Here is a 25,220-nt window from a genome sequence, read left to right as displayed (position 1 = left end):
TTCACCTACCACCTCCCCCTACGGGGACTCCTCCTTCCCGAAGGAGGAGAATGGAGAATACTATCGACTATCAAATTATTGTTGAATACTATCGACTATAAGCTATCAAATTATTATTTTCCTAAGTAAGTTTACCACCAAATTTGAAGAAGAACCCTATTTAGTATTTTTGTATCAAACGTGTTGAATATACAACCCGCTGCAATGTTGGGCTTCTAAGATTTGCAAAAGAGTCTATGTTGGTGAAGGACTATTCGCTTAGCGTACCTTTAAAACAAAATGCATTAGTCCCCCAATCTATCTCCGGCAGTGTGGTGCCGGCGGCGAACAAGCCGAATACGGAAGAACCTGAACCGCTCATGGAGGCATAGATTGCTCCCTGGTGATAGAGTTCTTCTTTTATTTCTCCGATAACGGGGTATTGCGGGAAGACACTCGCTTCGAAGTCATTGATTAATGTATCTTTCCACTCTGCGACCGGACGACGGATAACCTCTCTGACCGGATATTCGGGACGGTGGGGACGGATATTGGCGAAGGCTTCCCGGGTGGATACGAAAACATCCGGCTTCACAATCATAATCCGGTAACCTTTCAGGGATAGCTCTATCGGGGAGAAGATATTTCCGATACCTTCGGCGTAAGTCGGTGTGTTTTTGATGAAAAAGGCACAGTCGGCTCCCAGGGTAGCGGCGTAGTCCTCCAGTTGGTTGTCGGACAATTGGAGGTTGTAATGTTCATTGAGCAACTTCAACATAAAGGCGGCATCCGACGAACCGCCTCCCAGTCCGGCTCCTGAAGGGATATGTTTGTACAGATGAATCTCGACAGGAGGCAGGTGAAATTCCTTGTCTAATAACAAATAAGCTTTTACTACCAGATTATTTTCCGGATTGCCGGCTATTTCCATTCCGTGCTGGTGGAGCGTGAATTTCTGTTGGGCTTCGGGATTGGTTCTGATTTCCAAAGCGTCTTCGAGAGCGACGGGATAGAAAACAGTTTCCAGATTATGGTATCCGTCAGGACGTTTTTCCGTAATGGACAGCCCCAGGTTTATTTTGATATTCGGGAAAGTAATCATGGTGTTATTTATTTTTTATGCTACGATTATGTATTCGGGGGCAAAGTTACTAAAATCTTCATTTTTCCTTATTCATTCTTCATTATTATATTTTATCTTTGTCGTCCCGATTGAAAGAGGGCCTGTCGGAAAAGACCGCCCCAATCGAATCGTAAAATGATAAATCGTAAAAACAGAAACAATCCTAATGGCCGAACAGAAAAGAAATACCCGTAACACAAAGTCTGCTAAAGTACAACCGGTGAATGATTATGGTCGTATCCAACCGCAGGCACCTGAGTTGGAAGAAGCTGTATTGGGAGCTTTGATGATTGAGAAAGACGCTTATTCGTTAGTGAGTGAGATCCTTCGTCCTGAATCTTTTTATGAACATCGACATCAGTTAATCTATTCCGCTATAACCGACCTGGCTGTCAATCAGAAACCGGTGGATATCCTGACGGTGAAAGAACAGCTCAGTAAACGCGGGGAACTGGAAGAAGTGGGAGGTCCTTTCTATATCACCCAGCTGAGCAGTAAGGTGGCTTCTTCGGCGCATATTGAGTATCATGCGCGTATCATTGCGCAGAAGTCACTGGCACGCGAACTGATTACGTTTACAAGTAATATTCAAAGCAAGGCTTTTGATGAAACGCTGGATGTGGACGACTTGATGCAGGAAGCGGAAGGCAAGCTGTTTGAGATCTCGCAGCAGAATATGAAGAAGGATTACACGCAGATTAATCCGGTCATTGACGAGGCCTACAAACTGATTCAGAAGGCTGCGGCACGAACCGACGGTTTGAGTGGTCTTGAGAGTGGTTTTACGAAACTGGACAAGATGACTTCCGGCTGGCAGAATTCAGACCTTATTATTATTGCCGCCCGTCCCGCCATGGGTAAGACGGCTTTCGTGCTTTCCATGGCCAAGAATATCGCTGTGGACTTCCGGAATCCGGTAGCACTGTTCTCTCTTGAAATGAGTAATGTCCAGCTGGTCAACCGTTTGATATCGAATGTTTGTGAAATCGAGAGCGGAAAGATTAAGAGCGGGCAGTTGGCCGGACACGAATGGCAGCAGTTGGACTATAAACTGAAAAATCTGCTGGATGCACCGCTTTATGTGGATGACACTCCTTCTCTTTCGGTTTTCGAGCTCCGGACAAAGGCGCGCCGTCTGGTACGTGAACACGGGGTGAAAATCATTATTATCGACTACCTTCAGCTGATGAACGCGAGTGGTATGGCATTCGGCAGCCGTCAGGAAGAGGTGAGTACGATCTCCCGTTCGTTGAAAGGATTGGCGAAAGAGTTGAATATTCCGATCATCGCACTGTCACAGTTGAATCGTGGAGTGGAGAGCCGTGAAGGTATCGACGGAAAACGTCCCCAGTTGAGTGACCTTCGTGAATCGGGAGCCATTGAACAGGATGCGGATATGGTGTGCTTTATTCACCGTCCGGAATATTATAAGATTTACCAGGACGATCGTGGCAACGACCTCCGTGGTATGGCGGAAATCGTGATTGCCAAGCATCGTAACGGTGCGGTAGGCGAGGTGCTGCTCCGGTTCAAGGGTGAGTTTACCCGTTTCTCGAATCCGGAGGACGATATGGTTATTCCGATGCCGGGCGAGACTGTCGGGCCTATGCTGGGGTCGAAGATGAATCGCGATAGTGTTGGTTCTGTCCCTCCGCCGCCGGCACCCGATTTTGAGCCGCAGTCGGGGAATCCGTTTGCGACACCGATAGGAGGAGACGGGCCGTTGCCTTTTTAGTCGTTACTTTATAGTTGTTACTTTTTAGTCGTTACTTTATAGTTTTACTATTGTAGATAAGTTTTCTGCATAGTTTCTCCTCCTTCTGGAAGGAGGAGTACCCGTAGGGGGAGGTGGTAGGAAAAATAATGATTTTACCTTTTTTTAAATAAGGAATATACCATGTTTCTACCTACCACCCCGGCTTTCAGCCACCCCTTCTTCCGGAAAGAGGGGAAACCATGCGGCAGGCAGTGTTACTCTGTGGTGAAATAACTCTCAATTTTCTTTCAAACCTTTTCGGTCAACCGAAAAAACTTATTAACTTTGCAAATCTTTTTGAGAAACAATAAAAAATTAATTATATGAATATCTCTTATAACTGGCTGAAAGAGTATGTCAACTTCGATTTGACGCCTGATGAAACGGCGGCTGCGCTGACATCAATCGGCCTGGAAACAGGTGGTGTGGAAGAAGTACAAACCATTAAAGGCGGTTTGGAAGGGCTTGTAATCGGCGAAGTGCTGACTTGCGTTGAACACCCTAACTCTGATCATTTACACATTACGACTGTCAACCTGGGAGACGGCGAACCGGTACAAATCGTTTGCGGAGCCCCGAATGTGGCTGCCGGACAAAAAGTAGTAGTGGCTACCTTAGGTACGAAACTCTATGACGGTGACGAATGTTTTACGATCAAAAAATCAAAAATCCGTGGGGTGGAATCTACCGGCATGATCTGTGCCGAAGATGAAATCGGTATCGGTACGGACCATGCGGGCATTATCGTTTTGCCGGCAGAAGCTGTTCCGGGTACGCTCGCCAAGGATTATTATAATATCAAGAGCGACTACGTGCTCGAAGTGGACATCACGCCCAACCGTGCTGATGCGTGCTCACACTATGGCGTAGCCCGCGACTTGTATGCTTATCTCATTCAGAACGGCAAACAGGCTACTCTGCAACGTCCTTCGGTAGACGCCTTCAAGGTGGAAAACCACGACCTGGATATTGAAGTCACAGTAGAGAACAGCGAGGCTTGCCCGCATTATGCCGGTGTGACCGTGAAAGGAGTGACCGTGAAGGAAAGCCCCGAATGGTTGCAGAATAAACTGCGTCTGATCGGCGTGCGTCCTATTAATAATGTAGTGGATATCACCAATTATATCGTTCATGCTTTCGGTCAGCCGTTGCACTGCTTTGATGCAGGCAAGATAAAAGGCAACGAGGTGATTGTGAAGACAATGCCCGAGGGTACTCCGTTCGTCACACTGGACGAAGTGGAACGCAAGTTGAACGAACGCGACCTGATGATCTGCAATAAAGAAGAAGCGATGTGCATTGCCGGTGTGTTCGGCGGACTGGATTCCGGTTCTACCGAAGCTACGACGGATGTGTTCATCGAGAGCGCCTATTTCCACCCGACATGGGTGCGCAAGACTGCCCGCCGTCACGGACTGAATACGGACGCTTCTTTCCGCTTCGAACGTGGTATCGACCCGAACGGAGTGATATACTGCCTGAAACTGGCTGCTATCATGGTGAAAGAATTGGCAGGAGGCACGATCTCTTCTGAAATTAAAGATGTGTTTACTGCTCCTGCGAAGGATTTCGTAGTGGAACTGAATTACGGGAAGGTGCATTCACTGGTAGGTAAAGTGATTCCGGTGGAAACAATCAAGAGTATTGTAACCAGCCTCGAAATGAAGATCACCAACGAAACTGCCGAAGGGCTGACATTGTCGGTTCCTCCTTATCGTGTGGACGTGCAGCGTGATTGTGACGTAATCGAAGATATTCTCCGCATCTACGGATATAATAATGTGGAAATTCCGTCTACGCTGAAGTCGAGCCTGACTACAAAAGGCGAAAATGATAAATCAAATAAATTGCAGAATCTGGTTGCAGAGCAACTCGTGGGTTGCGGATTCAATGAAATATTGAATAACTCGCTGACTCGCGCCGCTTATTATGACGGACTGGAAGCTTATCCGTCCAACCGCCTGGTGATGTTGCTGAATCCGTTGAGTGCGGACTTGAACTGTATGCGCCAGACTTTGTTGTTCGGCGGACTGGAAAGCATTGCGCATAATGCCAACCGCAAGAATGCGGATCTGAAATTCTTTGAATTCGGTAACTGCTACTATTTCGATGCCGACAAGAAGAATCCGGAAAAGGTGTTGGCTCCTTATACGGAAGACTATCATCTGGGCTTATGGGTGACCGGCAAGAAGGTGGTTAACTCGTGGGCACATCCGGATGAGAGCAGTTCGGTGTATGAACTGAAAGCTTACGTGGAGAATATCCTGAAACGCTTGGGACTGGATTTGCACAATCTGGTTGTAGGTAATCTGACTGATGACATTTTTGCTGCGGCACTTTCTGTACATACCAAGGGAGGCAAGCGTCTCGCATCGTTCGGCGTGGTGACTAAGAAACTGCTGAAGGCATTTGATATTGACAATGAAGTGTATTATGCTGACTTGAACTGGAAGGAGCTGATGAAAGCGATCCGTTCGGTGAAAATCAGCTACAAGGAAATATCCAAGTTCCCGGCCGTGAAACGTGACCTGGCATTGTTGCTTGACAAGAATGTGCAGTTTGCCGAAATCGAGAAGATCGCTTATGATACGGAGAAAAAGTTGCTGAAAGAAGTGGAACTCTTTGACGTATACGAAGGCAAGAACCTGGAACCGGGCAAGAAATCGTATGCAGTCAGCTTCCTGCTTCAAGATGAAAGCCAGACTCTGAACGACAAGATGATTGATAAGATTATGTCGAAACTGGTGAAGAATCTGGAAGATAAACTGGGTGCTAAACTTAGATAAACTTTAAATTTCAATCTAAAAATATAAACCAATGGGAAGAGCATTTGAATATAGAAAAGCCGCAAAGTTGAAACGGTGGGGCCACATGGCTAAAACATTTACAAGACTGGGTAAACAGATTGCCATTGCTGTGAAGGCTGGTGGTCCGGAACCTGAAAATAACCCGACATTGCGTTCGGTAATCGCTACTTGTAAGCGTGAGAATATGCCGAAAGACAATATCGAACGTGCTATCAAAAATGCATTGGGTAAAGACCAGAGCGACTACAAGAGCATGACTTACGAAGGATACGGTCCTCACGGAATTGCTGTTTTTGTGGATACGCTGACTGATAATACAACCCGCACGGTGGCTGATGTACGCTCCGTATTCAATAAATTCGGCGGTAACCTCGGAACTATGGGTTCTCTGGCTTTCCTTTTCGACCATAAGTGTATGTTCACTTTCAAAATCAAGGAGGGCATGGATATGGAAGAATTGATCCTTGACCTGATTGACTACGACGTGGAAGATGAGTACGAACAGGATGATGAGGAAGGTACAATCACGATCTACGGAGATCCGAAAAGCTATGCCGCTATCCAGAAACATCTGGAAGAATGCGGATTCGAAGATGTCGGTGGAGACTTTACTTATATCCCGAACGACTTGAAAGACGTGACGCCGGAACAACGTGAAACTTTGGATAAGATGATCGAACGTCTGGAAGAGTTTGACGATGTGCAGACTGTTTATACGAACATGAAACCGGAAGGCGGAGAAGAAGAATAAACAGGCCATGGAATATGTTTATAAAACTCAGGGGACTTGCAGCACGAACATCGAACTGAACGTGGAAGACGGTGTAGTGAAAGAGGTGGCCTTCTGGGGAGGATGTAACGGTAATCTTCAAGGAATTTCACGCCTGGTGAAAGGCATGAAGGTAGAAGAAGTGATAAAGAAACTTGAAGGGGTTCGTTGCGGTGGCAGACCGACGTCTTGTCCCGACCAACTATGCCGTGCATTGCATGAAATGGGATATTGATTGACAATTTTTTTGTTCTTAATAGTTGATTGTAAGCCTTCGGCAAATTGTTTTTGCCGGGGGCTTCTTTTATTGTTCGGCAAAAAGCTTCTGTATGTCTTTCGGTTCTTCTCCGAATTTGTCGGTATTTTGAACTAAAATGGATTGTCAATCGTTACTTTATAAGTATATTTGTACTGGATAAACTATTATGCAAAGATGAAGAATATTTTTCAAGACTTAAAACGAAAAGATCATAAGCGATATCTGGGCGGACTGGATCTCTTTAAATATATCGGACCGGGACTTTTGGTTACTGTGGGTTTTATTGATCCGGGAAACTGGGCTTCCAATTTTGCCGCAGGTTCTGAATTCGGGTATTCGTTACTTTGGGTGGTCACCCTGTCTACTATCATGCTGATCGTTCTTCAACATAATGTTGCCCACCTGGGGATTGTCACCGGGCTCTGCCTCTCGGAAGCGGCCACTAAATACACTCCCAAATGGGTATCCCGTCCTATACTCGGAACGGCGGTGCTGGCTTCCATTTCCACTTCATTGGCGGAAATCCTGGGCGGTGCCATTGCATTGGAAATGTTGTTGGATATTCCTATTATATGGGGGGCTGTGCTGACAACGCTTTTTGTCTCCATTATGCTTTTCACCAACTCTTACAAAAAGATCGAGCGTTCCATTATCGCATTCGTCTCGGTGATCGGGCTGTCGTTTATTTATGAGTTGTTTCTGGTGGATATTGACTGGCCGGCCGCAACGGTGGGGTGGGTCACTCCGGCTTTCCCGAAAGGAAGTATGCTGATTATTATGAGCGTACTGGGGGCGGTGGTAATGCCGCATAACCTGTTCCTGCATTCGGAAGTGATACAGAGCCACGAGTACAATAAAAAAGATGACGCCTCTATCAAGAAGGTGTTGAAATACGAGTTGTTTGATACGCTTTTTTCAATGATTGTGGGCTGGGCTATCAATAGCGCGATGATTCTGCTGGCGGCTGCCACCTTCTTTAAAAGCGGCATTCAGGTGGAGGAATTGCAACAGGCTCAGTCATTGCTGGAACCGCTGTTGGGAAGTAATGCGGCAATCGTGTTTGCACTGGCTTTGCTTATGGCGGGCATTTCGTCCACTATCACAAGCGGAATGGCGGCAGGTTCTATCTTTGCCGGTATTTTCGGCGAGTCTTATCATATCAAGGACAGTCACTCGCAGGTAGGCGTGCTCTTGTCTTTGGGAATTGCCCTGTTGTTGATTTTCTTTATCGGAGATCCTTTTAAAGGACTGATTATTTCGCAGATGATACTCAGCATCCAATTGCCTTTCACGGTATTCCTGCAAGTGGGGCTGACCTCCTCGCGGAAGGTAATGGGAGAGTATGTCAATAGCCGTTGGAGCACATTTGTGCTGTATGCCATTGCGATTATAGTATCGGTACTGAACATCATGCTGCTATTCTCCTGAAATGAACATGAATTAAAAATATAGAATGATGAAGATTATTACTTATAATGTAAACGGGCTTCGTGCTGCCGTATCTAAAGGACTGCCGGAATGGCTGGAGCAGGAGAATCCCGATATTCTTTGTCTGCAAGAGACAAAACTGCAACCGGACCAGTATCCGGTAGAGGTGTTCGAAGCATTGGGCTATAAGTCCTATCTGTATTCGGCACAAAAGAAAGGATATAGCGGAGTGGCTTTACTTACGAAGCAGGAACCGGATCACGTGGAGTACGGAATGGGTATGGAGGCATACGACAATGAGGGGCGTTTTATACGTGCGGACTTTGGAGATTTGTCCGTGGTCAGTGTTTATCATCCTTCGGGGACAAGCGGGGATGAGCGTCAGGCTTTTAAAATGGTGTGGCTGGAAGACTTTCAGAAGTATGTGCTGGAGTTGCAGAAGTCTCGTCCGAACCTGATTCTTTGCGGTGATTATAATATTTGCCACGAGCCGATTGATATTCATGACCCTGTCCGGAACGCAAAGAACAGTGGTTTCCTTCCCGAAGAACGGGAATGGATGACCCGTTTCCTTGCAGCGGGATTCATTGATTCGTTCCGTATGCTTTATCCGGAAAAACAGGAGTATACCTGGTGGAGTTACCGTTTTAACTCGCGTGCCAAGAATAAGGGTTGGAGAATCGACTATTGCATGGCCAGCGAACCGGTCCGCCCGTTACTGATGAGCGCACGTATCTTGAATGACGCCATGCATTCGGACCACTGTCCGATGATGTTGGAAATAAAAAAACACGAAATAGTTTATGGAAGAAGATAGAATACAAAAAGCGGTGGAGCTTTTTAAGAGCGGATACAATTGCTCACAGTCTGTTGTGGCTGCTTTTGCCGATATGTACGGATTTACACAGGAACAGGCATTGCGTATGGCTGCCTCTTTCGGCGGAGGAATAGGACGCATGCGCGAGACGTGCGGGGCTGCGTGCGGGTTGTTTCTGGTGGCCGGCCTGAAAACGGGGGCTACGGAGGCGGCAGACCGGGAAGGAAAAGCTGCCAATTATGCGGTAGTGCAGGAACTGGCAGCCGAATTTAAAAAACGTAACGGCTCTCTGATTTGTGCGGAATTGTTGGGATTAAAGAAAAAAGAACCGGTTTCCACTATTCCGGAAGAACGTACAGCTCAGTATTATAGCAAACGCCCGTGCGCAAAAATGGTGGAAGAAGCGGCAAGAATCTGGGTGGAATATCTCGAAAAACACCCTAAATGAAGGAAAAAATGCTTTTTTTATTACAAAATCAGTAAAAAAACACTCAATAAAGTGTTCTATAACATAAAAATATCTATCTTTGTCCCCGAAATAAAATCTGAAAGTCGTCGGACAGGATGATTTGAAGCATGTCTAACTAAAATTTCAAAGCAAATGTTGAAAGAAAAAGCAGGTGTAATCGCAGGTACTATCTGGAATGCACTGAACGAAACAGAAGGAATGACTGCCAAGCAATTGAAAAAAGCAACTAAATTGGTTGACAAAGATTTGTTCCTCGGACTTGGCTGGTTATTGAGAGAAGACAAAGTCTCTGTGGAAGAAGTGGAAGGTGAACTCTTCATCAAATTGATCTAAGCGAGCAATCACTTAAGCAATAAAAAAATGCGTTGGTACATTGTCATAATGTTATCAACGCATTTTTTTATATTCCGCCATTTACGTATCTTTGCACACCAAAAAGATAAAATAATAAGAATTTAGCATGAAGAATATACGCAACTTTTGCATTATTGCTCATATCGACCACGGTAAGTCAACCCTGGCCGACCGCTTGTTGGAGTTTACCAACACCATTCAGGTGACCACGGGGCAGATGCTTGATGATATGGACTTGGAGAAGGAAAGAGGGATCACGATCAAAAGCCATGCTATCCAAATGGAGTATAACTATAAGGGGGAGAAGTATGTACTCAACCTGATTGATACTCCGGGGCACGTGGACTTTTCGTATGAGGTGTCCCGTTCCATTGCCGCTTGCGAAGGTGCATTGCTGATTGTCGATGCATCGCAGGGAGTACAGGCACAGACGATCTCCAACCTGTATATGGCTATTGAACACGACCTTGAGATTATTCCCGTTATCAACAAATGCGATATGGCCAGTGCCATGCCGGAGGAAGTGGAGGATGAGATTGTGGAACTGCTGGGTTGCAAGCGGGAAGAAATTATCCGCGCATCCGGTAAGACGGGTATGGGAGTGGAAGAAATCCTGGCAGCCGTTATCGAACGTATCCCGCATCCCGAAGGGGATGAGGAAGCACCGTTACAGGCTTTGATTTTCGACTCTGTATTCAACTCTTTCCGTGGAATTATCGCTTATTTCAAGATTGAGAACGGAGTGATCCGTAAAGGTGACAAAGTGAAGTTTTTCAATACCGGCAAGGAGTATGACGCCGACGAGGTGGGGGTGCTGAAAATGGAACTGGTTCCCCGGAATGAACTTCGCACGGGAGATGTAGGCTATATCATTTCCGGTATCAAGACTTCGAAAGAGGTAAAGGTGGGAGACACCATTACCCATGTGGCTCGTCCGTGTGACAAGGCGATTGCGGGTTTTGAGGAAGTAAAGCCTATGGTGTTCGCCGGGGTCTACCCGATTGAGGCGGAAGATTTTGAAGACTTGCGTGCTTCTCTGGAGAAATTGCAGTTGAACGACGCTTCCTTGACTTTCCAGCCCGAATCATCGTTGGCGTTGGGCTTCGGTTTCCGTTGCGGTTTTCTCGGGTTGCTTCACATGGAGATTGTGCAGGAACGTCTTGATCGTGAGTTTGATATGAATGTGATTACTACGGTGCCTAACGTATCTTACAATATATATGACAAGCAAGGCAATATGAAGGAGGTGCATAACCCCGGTGGTATGCCTGATCCGACGTTGATAGATCACATTGAAGAACCGTATATCAAAGCGTCTATTATTACAACGACCGATTATATAGGTCCGATCATGACGCTCTGTCTGGGCAAGCGCGGGGAACTGCTTAAACAGGAATATATTTCCGGCAACCGGGTGGAGATATATTACAATATGCCTTTGGGGGAAATTGTGATTGACTTCTATGACCGCCTGAAAAGTATTTCGAAAGGATATGCGTCGTTCGATTATCATCCGAACGGTTTCCGTCCCTCGAAACTGGTCAAGCTGGATATCATGCTAAATGGTGAGCCTGTGGATGCGCTTTCTACACTGATCCACTTTGACAATGCGTATGATATGGGACGCCGGATGTGTGAGAAGTTGAAGGAACTGATTCCCCGCCAGCAGTTTGAGATTGCTATTCAAGCCGCTATCGGGGCGAAAATTATTGCCCGCGAAACGATTAAGGCGGTTCGCAAGGATGTGACTGCCAAATGTTATGGCGGTGACGTGAGCCGTAAGCGCAAGCTGCTTGAAAAGCAGAAAAAAGGTAAAAAACGAATGAAACAAATTGGCAACGTGGAAGTGCCGCAGAAAGCCTTCCTCGCAGTATTAAAACTGGATTAAAAAAAAGAACCGCAAGCAGTTTTTTCAGAGAGGTTTTCTGAACAAATTGCCTTGCGGTTAGTTTTTTAATACACCAGGTGATTGCTTTCTGTCTGCAGAGCTTTCCTTGGCAATCACTTTTGGAGAAAAAACAACTAGAAATATGAGAAAAGTTCTGTCTTTTTCGGGCTTCCTGATGTTGGGGCTCGTCGTATCGCAATTCCTGCCGGTGATAGCAGGTGAGGGGTATGGAACCGTGAAGTCCATATCGAATATACTACTCTATGTATGTCTTAGTTTTATAATGATTAATGTGGGCCGGGAATTTGTGCTCGACAAGTCCCGCTGGAAAAGTTATGCCGAGGATTATTTTATAGCAATGGCTACTGCTGCTTTGCCTTGGTTTATGATTGCTATCTACTATGTGTTTATCTTGCTTCCGCCTGACTATTGGAATAGTTGGGAGGCATGGAAAGAGAACCTGCTGTTGAGCCGTTTTGCCGCTCCGACATCAGCGGGAATCTTGTTTACCATGCTCGCCGCTATCGGGCTGAAGTCCAGTTGGATTTATAAGAAGATTCAGGTATTGGCTATTTTCGATGATTTGGATACGATCATCCTGATGATTCCTCTCCAGATCATGATGATCGGATTGCGCTGGCAGTTGATTATTGTCGTGGTGATTGTGTTTATGCTGTTGGCCGCCGGTTGGCAACAGTTGAATAAATACGACTGGCGTCAGGACTGGAAAGCGATCCTGTTCTATTCGGTTATCATATTTCTGGCTACGCAGATACTCTATCTCGGTAGCAAGGAGCTGTACGGAGAGGCGGGAAGTATCCATATTGAGGTGCTGCTTCCGGCATTTGTATTGGGTATGATTATGAAGCATAAGGAACATGACACGCCTGTGGAACGGAGAGTTTCTACCGGAATCTCTTTCTTCTTTATGTTCCTGGTAGGAATGAGTATGCCTCATTTTATCGGAGTCAATTTTGCGGAAACGCACTCGGGGGCATATTCGGTGACAGGTTCCCAGGAAATGATGTCGTGGGGGATGATTCTGTTTCATGTGGTAATTGTTTCTTTGTTGTCGAACGTGGGAAAGTTATGTCCTATGTTTTTCTATCGTGACCGGAAGCTGAGTGAACGACTGGCACTTTCTATCGGTATGTTTACCCGTGGTGAAGTGGGGGCCGGAATTATTTTTATCGCATTGGGATATAATTTGGGAGGTCCGGCATTGGTAATTTCTGTACTTACTTTAGTACTGAACTTGATTTTGACCGGAATATTTGTTCTTTGGGTGAAAAACCTGGCTTTAAGGAGCTATACTGATTAAATAAACTCTCTATACCCTATTATTTCCGGTAGTTATTATATGGAAATAATAGGGTATGGAACTGATCTACTAATAAGAATAGTTAAATAACTGTTTTCTTTAGTTGAATAACTGCACCTTTTAGTTGTTTGTTCGATATTAAATACTATATTTGTGGCGTTATACTTGGTGAGTTAAACCGAAAATATAGAAATGTATGAAACGATTGACAGCAAAAGAAGAAGAAATAATGCGTATTTTCTGGGAAAACGGCCCGATGTTTGTTCGCGGACTATTAGCTTATTATGAAGATCCCAAACCGCATTATAATACCGTTTCCACTCTTGTGCGCGGGTTGGAGGAGAAAGGATTCGTAGGTTATACGCCTTATGGAAATACTTATCAATATTATGCACTTGTTTCGGAGAAGGAGTATAAAAGTTCTGCTCTTAAAGAAGTGATTTCTCAATACTATAATAATTCGTATGTCAATGTTGTGTCTTCTTTTATTGAAGAAGAAGGATTGTCTGTTGATGAGCTTAAAGCACTCATTGACCAGATTCAACGAGGGAAAAACGAAAAATAGTTTTTGCAATAATAGTTGGGAAACGCACTATTGATAAAAAGATGTCATTACTATGGGAGACTTATTGTTTTATCTGTTGAAATCCGGATGTTACCTGATAATATTCTATCTGCTCTTTAAATTATTAATGAGCGGAACTACTTTTTTTCGCTTCAACCGGGTGACTATATTGGCGGGGATCATAGGATGTATGTTTCTCCCTTTGATAGAATTTACCACTCAAGAGGAGACATTTTTAACTGTTCCTTTACAAACGATTCAGGGGATTTTTGTTGAGCAGGCGGACGGCATATTTTGGGACACAATGTTTTGGGTTCGGCCGCAAGTGGACGAAACCGGAAATATGCAGGCTATAAATTGGTGTCCTATTGCTTTGGGATATGTTTATCTGGCAGGCGGGCTGTTTGTTTTGTGCAGGATTTTGCTTTCCTTTTATCGGATGTTCCAGCTTATACGGAACGGAAAGAGGCGCTCCTATGGGAAGTATAAACTGATTGTAGTATCGGAACCTATTTCATCTTTTTGCTGGGGAAAATATATTGTTGTTTCCGTATCCGACTACTCACAACAGTCGACAGACGGGATCTTACTCCATGAGACGATGCATTTACGTTATCGGCATACACTCGATTTATTATGTATGCAGTGTTTGTTAATTCTTTATTGGTTCAACCCGGCCATTTGGCTGCTGAAACGGGAATTGCAGGAAGTACATGAGTTTGAAGCGGATAATGGGGTGCTTAATACAGGCATTGATGCAACGAGATATCAACTTTTATTGGTGAAAAAAGCTGTTGGTACAAGGCTCTACTCTATGGCCAACGGTTTTAATCACTCTAAACTTAAAAAACGTATTACTATGATGTTAAAAGAAAGAACCAATCGGTGGGCACGGTTGAAACTATTGTTTGTGGTGCCTGTAATGGGTGGAGCGCTTTATGCGTTTGCACAGCCGGAAGTGAAAGAAGACTTAGGACTAAATACGGTCCGGGAAGTATTGCAATCAAAAACCGGAGAAGATCAGGATATCTTCAAGTTTGTTGATGATGAAATGGAGGCATATTATAATCGTTCTCCTAAGAATGCGGAGCTGAAATATAAGATTCGGGAGCGACAGGCGCATATCGTAAAAGTAGATGCTAATGGACAATTGACTTTGAACAATAAAACGATTGCTAAGGAAGACCTGAAAGAGGTACTTAAAAAAACAATGGTGGAACATAAGCGCCTGGCAAAAGAAAAGTATAACAGTGCAGAGGATCAAGTGGGAGGGGTCTTGTTTTCTCCTGATACTCCTAAAGAACAGGTAAAAGATTTGTTGTCTGTTATGCGGGATGCTTTTGTTGAAATTCGGGCTGATATTGCCCAAACATCGGGAAATAACAGTAAGGAATACCTTGATAAAGAATTTCCTATTTTGATTGGTTATGGCGATATTTCTATCAAGGATAGAAAGAAAAATCCATATAATAATTCTACTACAATGAAGATTACCGGCATTCAGCTTAAATTACTCTCTGCCGCAGGCAAAGTAGAGAAAGAAATAACGAATTTTACTCTGGCTGAATTGGAGAGAGATTTGAAAGACTTCTGTACATTACAGGGAGATAAGAAGAATGAGATTACTGTCAGTATGAAGGTGGATAAGGGATGTGAAATGGGGATAGTGACCGATGTGAAGACAGTTCTCCGGAATAATTATTTGTTAAAGTTGAACTATCAATAAAATACTTATTTCTCCACTGATAATAGTTGGAGACTGCATAGTTAGAGATCGCAAAGTTAGAGACTGCATAGTTTAGAGACTGCATAGTTAGAGACTACTGGAGTAATAACAGAATGACAAGTCGGTAGTATTTAAAACTCTCCTCCTTCAGGAAGGAGGAGTACCCGTAGGGGGAGGTGGTAGGTGAATGCATGAATTGTTTATTATCAGCATTGTGCATCTACCTACCACCCCGACTTATTAGACACGCCCTCTAGCATTCAAGAAAGATATTCCTAACAAATTCGTTTTAGCGCTATTTTTTTCGGATTAGTCAAATAGTTCCCCGTCTTCTTCGATTGGAAGTATTTTCCGGCTTTCTTCATGTGGTAATTGTTCTACTTGACGTAGCTTCCGTTCGATAGCACGGGTTCGTTTGCCCATAACTTCTTCAAGCTGGTCACCGGCATTTTGCAGGTTCTTTTGTACTTTCTCAAGCAGTCCGCCGAATTTGCTGAATTCGGTTTTTACAGCTCCCAATACAGTCCAGACTTCTCCGGTACGTTTCTGAATGGCTAAGGTACGGAAACCCATTTGAAGGCTGTTCAGAATGGCTCCTAAAGTAGTCGGGCCTGTTACGACGATTTTGTATTCCTTCTGAAGTGTTTCGACAAGGCTTGTCCGCCGGATAACTTCTGCATAGATACTTTCGAACGGTAAAAACATGATTGCGAAATCTGTGGTAAAAGGAGGGTCGACATATTTGTCGTGAATATCCTTTGCCATTTTCTTAATGGTGTTTTCCAGTTGTTTGCCGGACGATTCGATCAAAGCGGTATCTCCCGCTTCGAAAGCATCGTAATACTGTTCGTATATGTCTTTGGGGAATTTGGCATCAATCGGGAGATAGACCGTGCTGTTCACATCGTCTTTTCCCGGCAGTTTGATAGCAAATTCTACAAACTCCGTTCCGCTTTTCTTCGTTTTGACATTGGCGTCGTATTGTTCCGGGCTCATCATTTGCTCCAGTAATGCACCTAACTGTACCTCACCGAATGTTCCCCGCATTTTTACGTTGCTCAGTACCTTCTTCAGTCCGCCGACATCCTGGGCCAGAGATTTCATTTCTCCCAGACCTTTCTGCACATTTTCCAGTTGCGAACGGACAATCTCAAATGACTGCCCAATTCGTTCGTTCAACGTTTTTTGCAACTTTTCTTCAACCATTAGACGCATATCATCCAAGCGTTTCTCGGTCGATTTAATCAGTGTTTCCTGTTGGCGGGCCATTGTGTCGAATTTCTGCCGTTGTAATTCTCCTGTGGTCATCATATTCTTGTGGAGGACATCCTGGAGTTGCTGCATATTCTGATTTAATACTTGCGTCATTTCCATGCGCAACTCCCGGATACTTCGGTTCAGTTCTTCCCGGTTTTCTTGCATTTGTTGCCGTAAGGCTGCTTGCAGTTGTTCCGCTTGATTTTGGTTGTTGCCTTTCGTTAGTGATAGTACAAGTAATACTATCACTAATACGGCGATAACAATAAGTAAAATCGATTCCATTTAATAAGTCAGGATTTCATTTCCGGTTTCAGTAATCAGAATCATATTCTCCCATTGGGCAGAGGGCAATCCGTCATCAGTGCAGACAGTCCAGCCGTCAGCTTCGTCGACAAACACTTCATAGGTTCCCATGTTAATCATCGGCTCAATGGTGAAAGTCATTCCCGGTACGATCATCATGCCTGTTCCCCGGCGTCCGAAATGCTCTACATCCGGTTCTTCATGGAATTTCATGCCTACACCGTGTCCGCAGAGGTCGCGCACGACGCTGAATCCGTTTTTCTCGGCATGTTCCTGAATAGCGGCACCCACATCGCCCAGTTGTTTCCAGGGTTGTGCGGCGGCAATACCAATTTCCATACACTCTTTCGTCACTTGGACCAGTTTGCGCATATCGGGACTTACGTCGCCGATCATAAACATGCGGGAGGCGTCAGAGAAGTATCCATTGTAAATGGTAGAGACATCCACATTGATAATATCTCCGTTTTTCAGGATTTCATTCTTGTTGGGTATCCCATGGCATACTACGTCGTTAATGCTTGTACAGACACTCTTGGGGAATCCTTCGTAATTGAGGGGAGCAGGAACGGCTCCGTGACCGGTTGTGAAATCATACACTAGTCTGTCAATTTCCTCGGTAGACATTCCCTCACGGATATTCTCCGCGATATGATCCAATAATGCAGTGTTGATTTTGGCACTTTCACGTATTCCTTCCAGTTGTTCGGGGGTACGGAGCACTTTACGAGGCGGAAGTTTGTATCCTTGTTTTCTATATTTCTGTATTTTGTCTTCTACTGCTGCCGGATAATTGGAGGGGGTAAACCGGAATCCCTTGATAAAGTTTTTCATTATTATATGATGTTATTTAATCGTTCTACAAAGGTAGAGAATAAAATGGAAGTTGTGCCTCCTTGGCTTCTAAAACTTTTCTTGTAGATTATTCATCATTATGAAATAGCTTTGAATACGGGTTCTATCTTTTGGATTTCAGACTCAAATCCGAACCAGTAGCCATGTCCGTCTTCATCAACGGGGAGAAAACACAGACGTAGTTTTTCCCGATAGGAGCCATAGATGACTTCCCAACTCTCCGGGGGAACTTGCCGTTTGGTTCTGACTTTTTCGGCGGGAACTTTCTTTAATGACATACCTGCTTCGATCCATGCGATACTGACTTGAGTCAAGTAATCGGGATAATGATTTTTACAGAAATTATATAGGATCAATCCTCTTCTTTCCAGACTTAACGGGGTGTCGATGATATCTGCCTGAACTAAATGATCGAGCAACTCATGTAAGAAATGAGGATTTTCCAGAATAAGCATCCGGGTGATGTTTTGCCAGGTAGGAGTATTATAGAAGCCGTCTAACAGGCGGGATAGATAATGCGCTGTCTGTAACTCGTCTACTGAAATCTCACGTGTTTGGAGGACTTCATAAGGGGGAAGGGGCGAGTATTGAATGCCTAGTTCTTCTGCTCTTCTCCGCATCTCGGTACCGGGAAGTAACTTTAGGGATTCCAGTTGAATCTCTCCTGCACCATATTCTGCCAAGGTACGGACGTCTTCGAATATCTCGGATAAGTGATAGAGTGGGAGACCTGCTATGAGGTCAGCATGCGTTTCCATATTCTTTAGTGAACAGAGATATTTTAATCCTTCCAATGCGTCGGATAACTTTCCGATACGGCGGCTTTGTTGCAGAACCGACTCTTTTAAACTTTGAATGCCGGCCTCCAAATGTAATAACCCCTTGGGTAAGACCGATAATTCCTGTTTTAATTCTTCGGAAAGGAGAGCCGGATGAATCTCCAGATGAAAACAGATGTCCGGATATTGCCGGAATAAGTCCAGTAATTCTTTAGCCCGTTTGTTGTTGTAATTAAAAGTACGGTCGAGTACGCGCACGTTCTTAATGCCATGCTGGTGAATGTCATTCAGACGTTCACGGATAGCTTCCAAAGGAATGGTACGCACCGGCTTTTCACCACCGCTGACGCAAAAGGCACACGTGTTGAAACAACCTCGGGTAGTTTCCAACTGTACAAACGGTTTACTCCAGTTAAAAAAACAACTTTTCTCGGGGGAAACAAGTTGAGAGAAGTTCATGACGCGGGCAATTCCATTGTCCTGATAGCGACCGTTTTCATCCAAGTAACAAAGTCCCGTTATTGATTTCCATGTTTCTTTACTGTGATTCCATACTTTCAGCCATTGGGGGAATACTTCTTCACCCTCTCCACGGAACACTCCGCTGACAAATTTGTTCTTATATAAAAAGGCTTCATTATTTCCCAAAAACTCCGGACCGCCGAGTACGATGCAGCAATGCGGAAGTAATGCTTTAGCACGGGATATGATGTGTAGCAACTGTTCGTGATTGAATAACCAGTTGGTGGCGGCAATGATGTCCGGCCGGTGTTTGTGAATCCGGCTGACAACCATTCCGGTATTTTCATTTATGGTTGCTGATACTATACACCATTCAATAGTAGTGTCGTCTGCTATCTGGGCGTGTAATGCAGGGAGCGCCAACGATGAGTGTGCATAGGAGCTATTTAAATCAAGCCAAAGAAGTTTCATGTAGAATTTTTAATATTATCGGGAACAAAGGTACAAAAAACTTATGGCTTGGAGCATATAGTAAAATAAAAACGCTAAATTTGTATTTATAAACGCAATAAACTAGAAGATTATGAAACTGATTAAAAAATACGCAGGTTTTCTGCTGATGCTGACGTTGCTTGTCGGCTTTACTTCATGTGAGGATGATGAAGATATTTATGATGACCTCATGGGGAGAACATGGGTTGGAGATTTGGGATTTGGTACTAACAGAGATCCGATAGAAAGCGGTATTCGCTTGGATAATAACGGCTTGGGAATTGATTATCAGGTCTATGATTATGACGGAGCTTCTGCCGGTGACTTGCCTTTTCGTTGGCGGGTAGATTATGGAACTTTATACCTTGATTATGGTTATGATTTTGCTCTGCGTGAGGTGAGAGGTGTTCGTGTGAGCGGACGTTATATGCGAGGTGATCTATATCTTGATGGCGAGTTTTTCGGATATATTGAGTTGAGAATGCAATAAGAAAATAATATAATAGATATAGAAAGGAGCCATACTTGTGTATAAATGGTATAGCTCCTTTCTTTTAACTTGTATTTATTCTATTTTTTCAGAAACAACTTCTTGAATTCTCCCGGATAAGGTGTTTCAAACTCCATTAGATCTCCCGTTACAGGATGATAGAAACACAGTTTGAAAGCATGAAGGGCCAATCGACCGATCGGGTTAGAGTAATTTTCTCCTCCATATCTTCCGTCTCCGGCAATCGGATGTCCTAAATCCTGCATGTGTACACGAATCTGGTTTTTACGTCCGGTCTCTAAATCAAGTTCCACTAAAGAATATCCGTTGGCACGTTTGATTGTTCTATAATGAGTGATAGACTTTGAACCGCCGTCGTCATATCCACTGGAACTTACGTATAAAGTCTTGTCCGTCAGCCAGGAAACAACAGTATCATAATCTTTTTCCATACTTCCTTCTACTACGGCTACATACCGACGGTCGGTCACTATATCATGCCAGTTGTCGCGCAGAGTACGTTGTGTTTTTTCGTCCTTGGCAAACATCATCAATCCGGAAGTGTCTCTGTCCAGACGATGTACAATGTACACTCGGTGTTGACGTCCGGAACGTTGCACATATTCATTAAGTATGGTATAGGCTGTGCGCTCTTTTTGACGTTCCGTATTGACGGACAAAAGTCCTTGCATCTTTTCGACCACAATGATATATGCGTCTTCGTACACAATTTTCAGCAATCGGTTATTAAATTCTTTCCTTCCTTTATCTTTGCTGATTTGAACTTTCATTCCCGGTTTCAACGGAAAGTTGAATTGCGTGGTTATTACATTATCTACCAATACCACTCGTTTGCTGAGCAATGACTTTAGTTTTGTACGGCTTGCGTCCGGCATTTTGGCAGTCAGGAACTCCATTAGTTCCATTGGCTCTTTGACTGCATAATTGGTATATTGTGCACGTGCTTTTTCAGCAGGAGTTCTTCTCGGTCTTTTTTCCATTTCTTTTTTCTTTTAAGGACGATTCAATTAAAGATTATCGGAGTTCCAGCAATACCACATTTTCCACGTGGTGAGTATGAGGGAACATATCTACCGGCTGCACGGCCTTCACCTTATATTTTTCGTCCAGTAATTGCAGGTCACGTGCCTGAGTGGCGGGATTACAGCTTACGTAAACAATTCGTTTGGGTTCGGCAAACAAGATTACATCCACCACATCCTGATGCATACCTGCACGAGGAGGGTCGGTGATGATAACATCCGGACGTCCATGCTCGTTGATAAATTCCTGAGTCAGAATATCCTTCATGTCACCTGCATAAAACAGGGCATTCTTAATATCGTTGATTTCTGCGTTCACCTTTGCGTCTTCAATGGCTTCCGGCACATACTCGATACCAATCACCTGACGAGCCTGGCGTGATACGAAGTTGGCGATAGTTCCGGTTCCGGTGTAAAGGTCATATACAAGTTCATTTCCGGTCAGTCCGGCAAACTCGCGGGCTACCTTATATAAATTATATGCCTGTTCTGAATTTGTTTGATAGAATGATTTCGGTCCCACTTTGAAACGCAATCCTTCCATTTCTTCAAAGATATGATCGTTTCCTTTGAACACATACACATCCAGATCATTGATCGTATCGTTGCACTTATTATTAATAATGTATAGGAGAGAAGTTATTTCCGGGAAAGAATCTGCCACGAATTGAAGCAACTGCTTGAACAGTTCCATTTCATGATCTTCCGTAATCTTGCAGATCACGATTACCATTAGTTCACCTGTGGAGGAAGTGCGGACAATCATATTCCGTAACATACCTTCTTGCGTGCGCAGGTTGATAAATGAGTAGTCATGCTCATAAGCATAATCGCGTATTGCATTACGAATCCGGTTGGATATATCATCCTGCAACCAGCACTTTTCGATTGCCAATACCTTGTCGAATGCTCCCGGAATATGGAAACCTACTGCATTCATCTGGTCATACTTCACATCCTGACGGACTTCTTCGTTCGTCAACCAACGTTTGTTGGAAAATGTAAATTCCAGTTTGTTCCGGTAAAACTCTGTTTTTGCGGAACCCAGAATCGGCGAAATCTCCGGAAGTTCAATCTTTCCGATACGTCTCAGGTTGTCTTCCACCTGCTTTTGCTTGTATCTGATCTGCTCCGGATAGGGTAGCACTTGCCATTTACAGCCGCCGCAAACACCATAGTGCTGGCAGAAAGGAACTGCACGATTGGGCGATAGTTCGTGGAACTTTACCGCTTCGGCTTCGGCATATTTATTTTTTTTACGCTTGATTTGCAGGTCTACGACATCACCCGGCACTACGTAAGGAACAAAAATTACCAGGTCGTTTACTTTTGCAATGGCTTTTCCTTCGGCAGCCACATCCATGATTGTTACCTTCTCTAATAAGGGAAGCTCTTTTTTCTTTCTTGCCACTTTTACACCAGTCTAATAATTACTTTGCAAAAGTAGGTATTTTTTTTGGAAAATTTTCGTGTATGCAGAAATATTCCAGATTGTAATTAGATTTGCGAACAGAAAAAAGTCATAATGTAACTTTAAACACAATATTATGGATAAAAAAAGAGTTTATACCTTTGGAAATGGTCAGGCAGAAGGAAAAGCTGACATGAAGAATTTGTTAGGCGGTAAAGGTGCTAATCTTGCCGAAATGAATTTAATCGGAATTCCAGTTCCCCCCGGATTTACAATAACAACAGATGTTTGTACAGAATACAATACATTAGGACGTGATAAAGTGGTTGAGTTGCTGAAAGATGATGTCGTAAAAGCCATTGCTAATGTAGAGGCGTTGATGAAATCTAAATTTGGTGACATTGACAACCCGTTGCTGGTATCGGTTCGTTCGGGTGCACGCGCGTCTATGCCTGGTATGATGGATACTATTCTGAACTTGGGTTTGAATGACGAAGTGGTAGAAGGTATTATCCGCAAGACCGGTAACGCACGTTTTGCATGGGACTCTTATCGTCGTTTCGTACAAATGTACGGTGACGTTGTACTGGGCATGAAGCCTACAAATAAAGAGGATATCGACCCGTTCGAGAAAATTATTGAAGAAGTGAAACACGCGAAAGGCGTAAAACTAGACAATGAACTTGAAGTGGAAGACTTGAAAGAACTTGTCAAGAAGTTCAAGGCTGCCGTGAAAGAACAGACAGGAAAGGATTTCCCGACTTGTGCATACGAGCAACTTTGGGGAGCTATCTGCGCCGTATTCGATTCATGGATGAACGAACGTGCTATCCTTTATCGTAAAATGGAAGGCATTCCTGACGAATGGGGAACAGCTGTAAATGTGCAGGCTATGGTATTCGGTAATATGGGCGATACTTCTGCGACAGGTGTTTGTTTCTCACGTGACGCTGCTACGGGTGAAGACCTTTTCAACGGTGAATATCTGATTAACGCACAAGGTGAAGACGTGGTAGCCGGTATCCGTACTCCGCAACAGATTACCAAGATCGGTTCTCAACGTTGGGCACAGTTGGCCGGAGTAAGCGAAGAAGAACGTGCTGCGAAATATCCTTCTATGGAAGAAGCCATGCCGGAAATCTATCAAGAATTGGATGCGCTTCAGACTAAGCTGGAAAATCACTACAAGGATATGCAGGACATGGAGTTCACCGTACAGGAAGGTAAACTTTGGTTCCTCCAGACTCGTAACGGTAAACGTACAGGTGCCGCCATGGTGAAGATTGCTATGGATTTGCTCCACCAAGGCATGATTGATGAGAAAACAGCTTTGATGCGTGTTGAACCGAATAAACTTGACGAACTTCTTCATCCGGTATTTGATAAGGACGCTTTGAAAGCTGCAAAAGTCCTGACCCGTGGTCTTCCGGCTTCTCCGGGTGCTGCAACCGGTCAGATTGTATTTTTTGCTGATGACGCTGCCGAATGGCATGCTGCCGGCAAGCGTGTGGTAATGGTTCGTATCGAAACTTCTCCTGAAGACTTGGCCGGTATGGCAGTTGCTGAGGGAATCCTTACCGCTCGTGGTGGTATGACTTCTCATGCTGCTGTGGTAGCTCGTGGTATGGGTAAATGCTGTGTATCAGGTGCAGGTGCTTTGAATATTGATTATAAGGCTCGTACCGTAGAAATTGACGGTGTTGTTCTGAAAGAAGGTGATTACATCTCTTTGAACGGAAGTACGGGTGTAGTATATAATGGTAAAGTAGAAACGAAAGCTGCCGAGCTTTCCGGTGACTTTGCCGAATTGATGACGCTTGCTGATAAATATACCCGTTTGCAAGTGCGTACGAATGCGGATACTCCTCATGATGCGGAAGTAGCACGTAATTTCGGTGCTGTGGGTATCGGTCTTTGCCGTACGGAACACATGTTCTTTGAAGGGGAAAAGATCAAGGCAATGCGCGAAATGATCTTGGCAGAAGATGCGGAAGGACGCCGTAAGGCATTGGCTAAGATTCTGCCGTATCAACAGGCCGACTTTAAGGGTATCTTTAAGGCAATGGCAGGTTGTCCGGTGACAGTGCGTCTGCTCGATCCTCCTTTGCATGAGTTTGTTCCTCACGATCTGAAAGGACAACAGGAAATGGCGGATACAATGGGTGTAAGCCTGCAATATATCCAGCAGCGTGTAGAGTCTCTGTGTGAACATAACCCGATGTTGGGTCACCGTGGTTGCCGTCTGGGAAATACTTATCCTGAAATCACTCAGATGCAGACACGTGCTATCTTGGGTGCTGCATTGGAATTGAAGAAAGAAGGTGTAGAAACACATCCTGAAATCATGGTTCCGTTGACTGGTATCTTATATGAATTTAAGGAACAGGAAAATGTGATTCGCACGGAAGCAGCGAAGTTGTTTGAGGAACTGGGAGACAGCATTGACTTTAAAGTAGGTACAATGATCGAAATCCCGCGTGCTGCGTTAACTGCAGACCGTATTGCTTCTTCTGCCGAATTCTTCTCATTCGGTACGAATGACTTGACACAGATGACCTTCGGTTATTCTCGTGACGATATTGCTTCTTTCCTTCCTGTTTATCTGGAAAAGAAGATTTTGAAAGTAGACCCGTTCCAAGTGCTCGACCAGAATGGTGTGGGACAGTTGGTACGTATGGCAACAGAAAAAGGCCGTGCAATTCGTCCGGACTTGAAATGTGGTATTTGTGGTGAGCACGGTGGCGAACCTTCTTCAGTGAAATTCTGTCACAGAGTAGGATTGAACTACGTTAGCTGCTCTCCGTTCCGAGTGCCTATTGCAAGATTGGCGGCGGCGCAGGCTGCTATTGAGGGATAGCTAAATA

General features: G+C 44.4%; 20 protein-coding genes. 14 read left to right on the top strand and 6 right to left on the bottom strand.

What is annotated here, in order from left to right; translation table 11 throughout:
• Window positions 1-250: 250 nt before the first annotated feature.
• Window positions 251-1,081 carry a 4-(cytidine 5'-diphospho)-2-C-methyl-D-erythritol kinase gene (gene ispE / locus BHV72_RS17065; protein ID WP_149928209.1) on the bottom strand — a complete coding sequence of 277 codons (831 nt, stop codon included), beginning with the start codon at window positions 1,079-1,081 and terminating at the stop codon, window positions 251-253.
• Between the two features lie 187 nt (window positions 1,082-1,268).
• Between ispE and dnaB the strand changes: the two genes are divergently transcribed.
• The 12 genes from dnaB (at window position 1,269) to BHV72_RS17005 (ending at window position 15,261) form a co-directional block, all read left to right on the top strand.
• Complete coding sequence (gene dnaB / locus BHV72_RS17060; RefSeq protein ID WP_005676204.1) at window positions 1,269-2,837, top strand: replicative DNA helicase; 1,569 nt, start codon at window positions 1,269-1,271, stop codon at window positions 2,835-2,837.
• Between the two features lie 344 nt (window positions 2,838-3,181).
• Complete coding sequence (gene pheT, locus BHV72_RS17055) at window positions 3,182-5,644, top strand: phenylalanine--tRNA ligase subunit beta (protein ID WP_005676203.1); 2,463 nt, start codon at window positions 3,182-3,184, stop codon at window positions 5,642-5,644.
• 31 nt (window positions 5,645-5,675) lie between these two features.
• Window positions 5,676-6,416 (top strand): YebC/PmpR family DNA-binding transcriptional regulator, encoded by a 741-nt coding sequence (locus BHV72_RS17050; protein WP_005676202.1) that lies wholly within the window; start codon window positions 5,676-5,678, stop codon window positions 6,414-6,416.
• A 7-nt stretch (window positions 6,417-6,423) separates the two neighbouring features.
• Window positions 6,424-6,669: a TIGR03905 family TSCPD domain-containing protein gene (locus tag BHV72_RS17045; protein ID WP_005676200.1), complete on the top strand. Its 246-nt coding sequence runs from the start codon at window positions 6,424-6,426 to the stop codon at window positions 6,667-6,669.
• Between the two features lie 198 nt (window positions 6,670-6,867).
• On the top strand, window positions 6,868-8,121 hold the full coding sequence (locus tag BHV72_RS17040) for an Nramp family divalent metal transporter (protein ID WP_005676199.1): 1,254 nt from the start codon (window positions 6,868-6,870) through the stop codon (window positions 8,119-8,121).
• A gap of 28 nt (window positions 8,122-8,149) precedes the next feature.
• Complete coding sequence (locus BHV72_RS17035) at window positions 8,150-8,938, top strand: exodeoxyribonuclease III (protein WP_032855045.1); 789 nt, start codon at window positions 8,150-8,152, stop codon at window positions 8,936-8,938.
• On the top strand, window positions 8,925-9,386 hold the full coding sequence (locus BHV72_RS17030) for a C-GCAxxG-C-C family protein (protein ID WP_005676197.1): 462 nt from the start codon (window positions 8,925-8,927) through the stop codon (window positions 9,384-9,386). The genes BHV72_RS17035 and BHV72_RS17030 overlap by 14 nt, the downstream gene beginning before the upstream one ends.
• Before the next feature lie 153 nt (window positions 9,387-9,539).
• Complete coding sequence (locus tag BHV72_RS17025) at window positions 9,540-9,740, top strand: winged helix-turn-helix domain-containing protein (RefSeq protein ID WP_004295603.1); 201 nt, start codon at window positions 9,540-9,542, stop codon at window positions 9,738-9,740.
• A 127-nt stretch (window positions 9,741-9,867) separates the two neighbouring features.
• Window positions 9,868-11,649: a translation elongation factor 4 gene (lepA, locus tag BHV72_RS17020; protein WP_005676190.1), complete on the top strand. Its 1,782-nt coding sequence runs from the start codon at window positions 9,868-9,870 to the stop codon at window positions 11,647-11,649.
• 142 nt (window positions 11,650-11,791) lie between these two features.
• A complete protein-coding gene (locus tag BHV72_RS17015) occupies window positions 11,792-12,970 on the top strand; it encodes a cation:proton antiporter family protein (RefSeq protein WP_022042969.1) in 1,179 nt (392 codons plus the stop codon).
• Between the two features lie 196 nt (window positions 12,971-13,166).
• Window positions 13,167-13,535, top strand: a complete 369-nt coding sequence (locus BHV72_RS17010) for a BlaI/MecI/CopY family transcriptional regulator (RefSeq protein WP_005676185.1) — start codon at window positions 13,167-13,169, stop codon at window positions 13,533-13,535.
• A gap of 52 nt (window positions 13,536-13,587) precedes the next feature.
• Entirely contained in the window at window positions 13,588-15,261 is a 1,674-nt protein-coding gene (locus BHV72_RS17005) for a M56 family metallopeptidase (protein WP_122336852.1), read from the top strand.
• A 309-nt stretch (window positions 15,262-15,570) separates the two neighbouring features.
• On the opposite strand, the gene BHV72_RS17000 is transcribed toward BHV72_RS17005, so the two are convergent.
• The 3 genes from BHV72_RS17000 to BHV72_RS16990 form a co-directional block, all read right to left on the bottom strand.
• Complete coding sequence (locus BHV72_RS17000; protein ID WP_005676181.1) at window positions 15,571-16,803, bottom strand: DNA recombination protein RmuC; 1,233 nt, start codon at window positions 16,801-16,803, stop codon at window positions 15,571-15,573.
• Window positions 16,804-17,658 (bottom strand): type I methionyl aminopeptidase, encoded by an 855-nt coding sequence (map, locus tag BHV72_RS16995; RefSeq protein WP_149922400.1) that lies wholly within the window; start codon window positions 17,656-17,658, stop codon window positions 16,804-16,806.
• Window positions 17,659-17,756: 98 nt separating this feature from the next.
• On the bottom strand, window positions 17,757-19,391 hold the full coding sequence (locus tag BHV72_RS16990) for a B12-binding domain-containing radical SAM protein (RefSeq protein WP_005676179.1): 1,635 nt from the start codon (window positions 19,389-19,391) through the stop codon (window positions 17,757-17,759).
• A gap of 112 nt (window positions 19,392-19,503) precedes the next feature.
• On the opposite strand from BHV72_RS16990, the gene BHV72_RS16985 reads away from it, so the two are divergent.
• Window positions 19,504-19,902 carry a hypothetical protein gene (locus tag BHV72_RS16985; protein ID WP_005676177.1) on the top strand — a complete coding sequence of 133 codons (399 nt, stop codon included), beginning with the start codon at window positions 19,504-19,506 and terminating at the stop codon, window positions 19,900-19,902.
• Between the two features lie 80 nt (window positions 19,903-19,982).
• Here BHV72_RS16985 and BHV72_RS16980 read toward each other — a convergent pair whose 3' ends face one another.
• Entirely contained in the window at window positions 19,983-20,903 is a 921-nt protein-coding gene (locus BHV72_RS16980) for an RluA family pseudouridine synthase (RefSeq protein WP_005676176.1), read from the bottom strand.
• A 34-nt stretch (window positions 20,904-20,937) separates the two neighbouring features.
• Window positions 20,938-22,302 carry a 23S rRNA (uracil(1939)-C(5))-methyltransferase RlmD gene (gene rlmD, locus BHV72_RS16975; RefSeq protein ID WP_149921635.1) on the bottom strand — a complete coding sequence of 455 codons (1,365 nt, stop codon included), beginning with the start codon at window positions 22,300-22,302 and terminating at the stop codon, window positions 20,938-20,940.
• A gap of 190 nt (window positions 22,303-22,492) precedes the next feature.
• On the opposite strand from rlmD, the gene ppdK reads away from it, so the two are divergent.
• Entirely contained in the window at window positions 22,493-25,213 is a 2,721-nt protein-coding gene (gene ppdK / locus BHV72_RS16970; RefSeq protein ID WP_005676174.1) for a pyruvate, phosphate dikinase, read from the top strand.
• Window positions 25,214-25,220 lie beyond the last annotated feature (7 nt).

The sequence above is a fragment of the Bacteroides sp. 43_46 genome (assembly GCF_001915455.1).
Lineage (GTDB): Bacteria > Bacteroidota > Bacteroidia > Bacteroidales > Bacteroidaceae > Bacteroides > Bacteroides caccae.
Note: the sequence above shows the minus strand (reverse complement) of the source record. Positions and strands in the feature narration are given on the sequence as shown.

Coding starts and splice junctions, on each gene's coding strand:
- BHV72_RS17010 (WP_005676185.1), top strand. CDS start 13,167: ATGAAACGATTGACAGCAAAAGAAGAAGAAATAATGCGTATTTTCTGG.
- BHV72_RS17015 (WP_022042969.1), top strand. CDS start 11,792: ATGAGAAAAGTTCTGTCTTTTTCGGGCTTCCTGATGTTGGGGCTCGTC.
- ppdK (WP_005676174.1), top strand. CDS start 22,493: ATGGATAAAAAAAGAGTTTATACCTTTGGAAATGGTCAGGCAGAAGGA.
- ispE (WP_149928209.1), bottom strand. CDS start 1,081: ATGATTACTTTCCCGAATATCAAAATAAACCTGGGGCTGTCCATTACG.
- BHV72_RS17000 (WP_005676181.1), bottom strand. CDS start 16,803: ATGGAATCGATTTTACTTATTGTTATCGCCGTATTAGTGATAGTATTA.
- BHV72_RS17025 (WP_004295603.1), top strand. CDS start 9,540: ATGTTGAAAGAAAAAGCAGGTGTAATCGCAGGTACTATCTGGAATGCA.
- BHV72_RS17035 (WP_032855045.1), top strand. CDS start 8,150: ATGAAGATTATTACTTATAATGTAAACGGGCTTCGTGCTGCCGTATCT.
- BHV72_RS16980 (WP_005676176.1), bottom strand. CDS start 20,903: ATGGAAAAAAGACCGAGAAGAACTCCTGCTGAAAAAGCACGTGCACAA.
- dnaB (WP_005676204.1), top strand. CDS start 1,269: ATGGCCGAACAGAAAAGAAATACCCGTAACACAAAGTCTGCTAAAGTA.
- BHV72_RS17030 (WP_005676197.1), top strand. CDS start 8,925: ATGGAAGAAGATAGAATACAAAAAGCGGTGGAGCTTTTTAAGAGCGGA.
- map (WP_149922400.1), bottom strand. CDS start 17,658: ATGAAAAACTTTATCAAGGGATTCCGGTTTACCCCCTCCAATTATCCG.
- lepA (WP_005676190.1), top strand. CDS start 9,868: ATGAAGAATATACGCAACTTTTGCATTATTGCTCATATCGACCACGGT.
- BHV72_RS17045 (WP_005676200.1), top strand. CDS start 6,424: ATGGAATATGTTTATAAAACTCAGGGGACTTGCAGCACGAACATCGAA.
- BHV72_RS17040 (WP_005676199.1), top strand. CDS start 6,868: ATGAAGAATATTTTTCAAGACTTAAAACGAAAAGATCATAAGCGATAT.
- BHV72_RS16990 (WP_005676179.1), bottom strand. CDS start 19,391: ATGAAACTTCTTTGGCTTGATTTAAATAGCTCCTATGCACACTCATCG.
- BHV72_RS16985 (WP_005676177.1), top strand. CDS start 19,504: ATGAAACTGATTAAAAAATACGCAGGTTTTCTGCTGATGCTGACGTTG.
- BHV72_RS17050 (WP_005676202.1), top strand. CDS start 5,676: ATGGGAAGAGCATTTGAATATAGAAAAGCCGCAAAGTTGAAACGGTGG.
- BHV72_RS17005 (WP_122336852.1), top strand. CDS start 13,588: ATGGGAGACTTATTGTTTTATCTGTTGAAATCCGGATGTTACCTGATA.
- pheT (WP_005676203.1), top strand. CDS start 3,182: ATGAATATCTCTTATAACTGGCTGAAAGAGTATGTCAACTTCGATTTG.